This window comes from Rhodococcus sp. UNC363MFTsu5.1, from assembly GCF_000686785.1.
GTDB lineage: Bacteria > Actinomycetota > Actinomycetes > Mycobacteriales > Mycobacteriaceae > Rhodococcus_G > Rhodococcus_G maanshanensis.
Genome location: NZ_JMLO01000054.1, coordinates 1 through 6,474, shown reverse-complemented (window position 1 = coordinate 6,474; position 6,474 = coordinate 1). Strand labels below are relative to the sequence as shown.

1 protein-coding gene is annotated in these 6,474 nt (G+C 69.5%); it reads right to left on the bottom strand.

The window, feature by feature from the left end:
* Window positions 1–6,474 (bottom strand): non-ribosomal peptide synthetase (locus tag BR31_RS30075; RefSeq protein ID WP_037178305.1); only part of this gene is annotated, 6,474 nt, incomplete at both ends.

The window sequence follows — 6,474 nt, the reverse complement described above, 5'->3', positions numbered from 1 at the left end:
GCTCGCCGACGCCGCGGCGGCCGTCTGCGCATCGATCTCGCGGTACGACACGTGCACCGTCGTCTCGGTGATGCCGTACATGTTCACCAACGTCGGAGCGGTGTCCGGATGCCGGTCGTACCAATCACTCAGGCGACGCAGCTCGAGCGCCTCGCCACCGAAAACCACGTACCGCAGGTACAGCTCCGCCCCGGACTGCCGGTCGGCCTCGGCCAACTGGTAGAACGCCGACGGCGTCTGGTTGAGCACCGTCACCCGCTCCCGCGCCAGCAGCTCGAGGAACTGCTCCGGCGAACGCGAGGTGTAGTAGTCGACGACCACCAGCGTGCCGCCGTACAGCAGCGGACCCCACAGCTCCCACACCGAGAAGTCGAACGCGTACGAGTGGAACATCGTCCACACATCGGACTCGTCGAACCCGAACCGGTCCTCGGTGTTCGACATGAGGCGACCGACGGTCCGGTGCGGAACCTGCACACCCTTCGGACGACCGGTCGAACCCGACGTGTAGATCACGTACGCGACATTGTCCGGCCGCAGCGGAGAACGACGGTCCGTATCCGAGATCGCCGCGGCCGAGACCGCGTCCAGTGCCACGACGTCCAGCTCGATCACCGGCAGCGCGGAGGGCAGCGCCATCTCGCGACCGGTCCAGGTCACCACGCACACCGGCGCCGCATCGGAGAGCATGTAGTCGATGCGGTCGGCCGGGTAGGTCGGGTCGACGGGGAGGTACCCACCGCCTGCCTTGAGCACGGCCACCAACGCGACCACCAGGTCAGCGGATCGCGGCAGCGCCACCGCCACCAGCGACTCCGGCCCAACCCCTGCCTCGATCAGTACCCGGGCCAGGCGGTTCGCCCGCTCGTCGAGCTCCCGGTAGGTCAGCGACACACCCTCGAACCGCACCGCGACCGAGTCGGCGCGGCGGGCCGCGACCGCCTCGAACCCTGCCACCAGCGTCCGCTCGACACCGGAGTCGATACCGGACGAGTTCCACTGCGACAGAACGCATTCACGCTCGGCCGCACCGAGCAGGTCGATGTCGCCGACGGGCGCCGCCGGATCGGCCACGATCGCGGTGAGGACCCCGACGAAGCGGCGCTCGAACTCGCGAATCGTCTCCGCGTCGAACAGATCGGTCGCGTAGGTCAGCTCGGCGGCCAGACCGGCCGCCCCGGAATCGTCGCCGGTCGACTCGGTCAGGTTCAGCTGCAGGTCGAACTTGGAGATCTGCTCGTCGTACTCGAGTGCGCGGATGTTGAGGCCCGGCAGTTCCAGTTCCGTGCGGGCCTGGTTCTGCAGGGAGAGGACCACCTGGAACAGCGGGTGCCGCGCCTGCGAGCGCGCGGGGCTGAGCACCTCAACCAATCGCTCGAACGGCACGTCCGCGTTCCCGTACGCAGCCACATCGGTTTCCCGCGCCCGCGAGAGGATCTCGGTGAACGAGCGATCCGTGTCCACCTCGGTGCGGAGCACCAGCGTGTTGACGAACATGCCGACCAGGTCGTCCAGCGCGGCCTCGCCTCGTCCGGCCACCGGCGCACCGATCGCGATGTCCGACGTGCCTGACAACCGGGCCAGCAACACCGACAACGCCGCATGCACAACCATGAACAGCGTCGCGCCCTGCTCACTCGCCAGCCCACTCAACGATCGATGCAGGTCGGCATCGATCGAGAAGCGATGCATCGCACCGCGGTACGACGCCACCGCCGGACGCGGCCGATCGCTCGGCAGATCCAGCTGATCCGGCAACCCGGCCAGCGCACCGGTCCAGTACCCCAGCTGCGCCGACACCACCGACGCCGGATCCTCCTCGGACCCGAGCACCTCGCGCTGCCACACCGCATAATCCGCGTACTGCACCGGCAACGGCGACCACACCGGCTCGACACCGGCAGCCCGCGCCACATACGCGGCCATCACGTCGCGGGCGAGCGGTGCCATCGACCAGCCGTCCGCGCTGATGTGGTGCACGACCATCGCCAGCACGTGCTCGGTTGCGGAGGTCTGCATCAGCACCACCCGCAGCGGAACCTGCTCGGTCACGTCGAACCCGACCGAGAAGAACTCGGCGAGCGAACCGAACAGGTCGCCCTCCTCCACCGCGACGGGCGCGAGCGTCGGCGCCACCCCATCGGCCGCGAGGACCACCTGGTGTGCGCCCGACTCGGCGTCCGGGTAGATCGTCCGCAGCGCCTCGTGGCGCCCGATCACGTCCGCGACGGCCAGTTCGAGCGCGTCGACGTCCAGCTCGCCCGACATCGCGATCGCGAGAGGCAGGTTGTACGCCACCGACTCCGGGTCGAAGCGGTTGAGGAACCACATCCTCTGCTGGGCGGGCGACAGCGGAACGCGATCGGGACGCTCGCCCGCGGTCAGTGCCGTCCTGCGCTCGCCGAGGAACGACTCGGCGCGCGCGGCGAGCGCGGAGACGGTCGGCGACTCGAACAGCGCCCGTACCGGGATGGTCGAGTCGAGCGCGGCCCCCAGCCGTGCGGTCACCTGGGTGCCGATCAGCGAGTTGCCGCCGAGCTCGAAGAAGTCGTCGTCGACACCGACCCGCTCGAGTCCCAGCACCTCGGCGAACACCTCGGCGACGATGGTCTCGAACCGCGTCGACGGGGCACGGAAGGCTCGGAGCTCGAAAACAGGTTCCGGCAAGGCCTTTCGGTCGAGCTTGCCGACCGGGGTCAACGGAATCGCGTCGAGGACCATGATCGACGACGGCACCATGTGCGCGGGCAGGACCTGCGCGGCGGCCTCCCTGATCACGGCGACATCGAGGTCGACTCCGTCGGCCCCGCACAGGTAGGACACCAGCGAGGTTGCACCCCCGGCGCCCTGGTGACCGATGGTCACCGCGAAGTCCACCCCGGGCTGCGCCGCCAGCACGGCGTCGATCTCACCGAGTTCGATCCGGAACCCCCGGACCTTCACCTGGAAGTCCGACCGGCCCAGGTACTCGATCTCCCGGTCCGCAGTCCAGCGCGCCATGTCGCCGGTGCGGTACATCCGCTGTCCCGGCGCCCCGAACGGGTTGGCCACGAAACGCTCGGACGTCAGATCGGGACGACCACGGTAGGCTCGCGCCAGGCCGGGTCCGGACACGTACAACTCTCCGACCACACCGGCGGGCACCGGGTGCAGCCGGCCGTCGAGCACGAGCGCGCCGAGGCCGGCGACCGGTCCGCCGATCGTGACCAGGTCGCCTGCCGACAGCACGCCGGTGCTGGTTGCGAGAACCGTCGACTCGGTCGGACCGTAGGCGTTGATGAAGCGGCGACCCACCGACCACCGCGCCATCAGCTCGGGCGGGCAGGCCTCACCCGCCACCATCAGCGTCGCGAGGTCGTCGAGCCCGCTCGGATCCACCGTCGCGAGCGCGCCAGGAGTGATCATCGCGTGGGTGACCCGCTGATCGCGCAGCAGCTCGGCGAGCTCGACGCCACCGAACACACCGGGCGGGACGATCACCATGGTCGCCGCCGACCCGAAGGCCATCAGCGCCTCGTAGACCGCGACGTCGAAGCTCGGCGAGGCCACGTGCAGCGAACGCGAACTCGGCGCCAGGCGGTAGTGCACCTTCTGGTGCTCGACGACGTTCATGAGTCCCAGGTGGGTGACGACGACGCCCTTGGGACGACCGGTCGACCCCGAGGTGTAGATGACGTAGGCCGGGTGCTCGAGCCTAAGCGGAGCGGTCCGGTCGGCGTTCGACACCGGAGCGGGTGAGTAGTCCGCGCTGCGCCGAACGAGTTCGGCATCATCGAGCGCCAACCAGCGCAGCGCACCGGGCAGCCGGCCCGCGAACTCCCCGAGCGTCACACCGATCACCGCACCGGAGTCGGACACCATGTGCGCGACGCGCTCGGCGGGGTAGTTCGGGTCGACCGGCACGAACGCGGCACCGGCCTTCGCCACTGCCCAGACCGCGAGCACTGATTCGATCGATCGGGTGATCGCCACGGCCACCGTGGATTCCGGACCGGCGCCCTCGGCGATCAGGACACGCGCCAGGCGTGAGGACCGCTCGTCGAGCTCGCGGTAGGTCAGCTCCCGTCCACCCGCTCCCACCAGGGCGATCGCGTCGGGGTCCACGACGGCGGCCGCCGCGAAGATCTGGTCCATCGTCTGCGGCGCGGGCAGGTCCGACGGCACGGAGGGCAGCACGCCACCCCATCGGTCGGAGAAGTCCGCACGCTCGCTGGGGTCGAGGATCTCGACGTCACCGACCGGTGCGCCGGGATCGGCGAGGACGGCATCGAGGATGCGGACGAAGCGCTCGGCGAATCCGTTGACCGTCGACTCGTCGAAAAGGTCCTTCGCATAGATGAACTCGGCGGCAACACCGGTCCTGGCAGCGCCGGTGTCGAGCGACCGATCCGCGATCGTCAGCTGCAGGTCGAACTTCGACACGTCCACGCGGACCTCGTCGGCCGACACCGTCAGGCCGGGCAGCTCGACCTCGGCCCTGTCCATGTTCTCGAAAGACAGCACCACCTGGAAGAGCGGGTGGCGGGCGGTCGATCGGGCCGGGTTGAGCACCTGCACGAGGCGTTCGAACGGCACGTCGGCATGGCCGAACGCGGCGAGATCCTCGTCGCGCACCCGGGTCAGCAGGTCCGCGAACGAGGTGTTCGGGTCCACCTCGGTCCTCAGCACCAGCGTGTTGACGAACATGCCGATGAGGTCGTCCAGCGCCTGCTCGCCACGTCCGGCGACCACGGTGCCCACCGCGATGTCCGAGGTGCCGCTCAGCCGCGAGAGCAGCACGCTCAGCGCGGCGTGGGTCACCATGAACGGCGTGACTCCCCGCGCGCGGGCGAATCCACCGAGCGCCTCATAGGTGGCCGCCGGGATCTCGAAACCGAGCCGACCGCCCTCGAAGGACTGGATGGCCGGGCGCGGGCGGTCCGCCGGCAGGTCGAGCTGATCGGGAAGCCCGGCGAGGCGCGTCCGCCAGAAGTCGATCTGCTTGGCCGACAACGAATCCTGATCGTCCTCGGAGCCCAGCAGTTCGCGCTGCCACAGGGTGTAGTCGGCGTACTGGACCGGCAGCGGCGCCCAGGCAGGCACCTCGCCCTCGCGACGGGCCGTGTAGGCGGCCACGACATCCCTGGCGAACACTGCCAGGGAGACGCCGTCGGCGGCGATGTGGTGCACCACCATCGCGACAGCGAACTCGGAACGCTCCTCGGTCGCCGCGGCTCCGGTCACCTCGAACACGCGGATGCGAATCGGGATCTGGGTCGTGACGTCGAAACCGACCCCGGCGAACTGGGCCAGCTGCTGCGGCAGGTCGTCCTCCGTGACCGGTTCGGCAGCGGTGGACAGATCGATCTCGTGGGTGGGGACGAGGACCTGATGCGCCCCGTGCTCGGAGTCGGGAAACACCGTGCGCAGGGACTCGTGGCGTTCGAGGACGTCGGCCAGCGCCGACGCCAATGCCGCCGCGTCCACCCGGCCGGCCAGTCGCACCACGAAGGGCAGGTTGTACGTGGGAGCGGACGGGTCGTACTGGTTGAGGAACCACATGCGCTGCTGCGCAAGCGAAAGCGGCATCACCTCGGGCCGCTGGCGGGCCACCAGCTCGAGCCGGGCATCTGCCGAATCCGACAATGCCTCGACCCGCGCGGCCAGGCCGAGCACCGTCGGTGCCTCGAACAACGTCCGCACCCCGAGCCGGACACCGAACGCCGCTCCGACGCGGGAGACGACCTGGTTGGCGACGAGCGAGTCGCCGCCGAGCTCGAAGAAGCTGTCGTCGATCCCGACCCGGCCGAGGCCGAGCACGTCGGCAAAGATCCCGGCCACGATCTCCTCGGAGAGGCTGCGGGGCGCGCGGAACACGGCGTCGCGGGGCGCGAAGGTGGGGACCGGCAGTGCCTTGCGGTCCAGCTTTCCGGATGCGTTCAGCGGGAACGCCTCGAGGACCACGACGGACGGCACCATGTACGACGGAAGCACCGCCGCGACCCCGGTCTCGAGCTCCTCGACGTCCACGACCGCACCCGCGGCCGGCACCACGTAGGCCACCAGCCGCTCGCCCGCACCCGAGTCTGCGCGCACCATGGCCACCGACTGCGCCACCCGCTCGTCGGCGAGCAGGGCCGCCTCGATCTCACCGAGCTCGATCCGCAGACCACGCAACTTCACCTGGAAGTCAGTGCGACCGATGTACTCCAGCTCGCCGTCCGGCCGCCACGTGACCAGGTCGCCGGTCCGGTACATCCGCGCACCCGAGACACCGAACGGATTCGCCACAAACCGATCCGACGTCAGATCACTACGACCCACATACCCCCTCGCAAGTTGCACACCCGCCAGGTACAACTCACCCGGCACCCCCACCGGCACCGGCCGCAACCGCGAATCCAACACGAACACCTGCGTGTTCCACACCGGCGCACCAATCGGCACCGACACCTCATCCGCGGCCGTGACCTCATGGAACGTCACATCCACCGC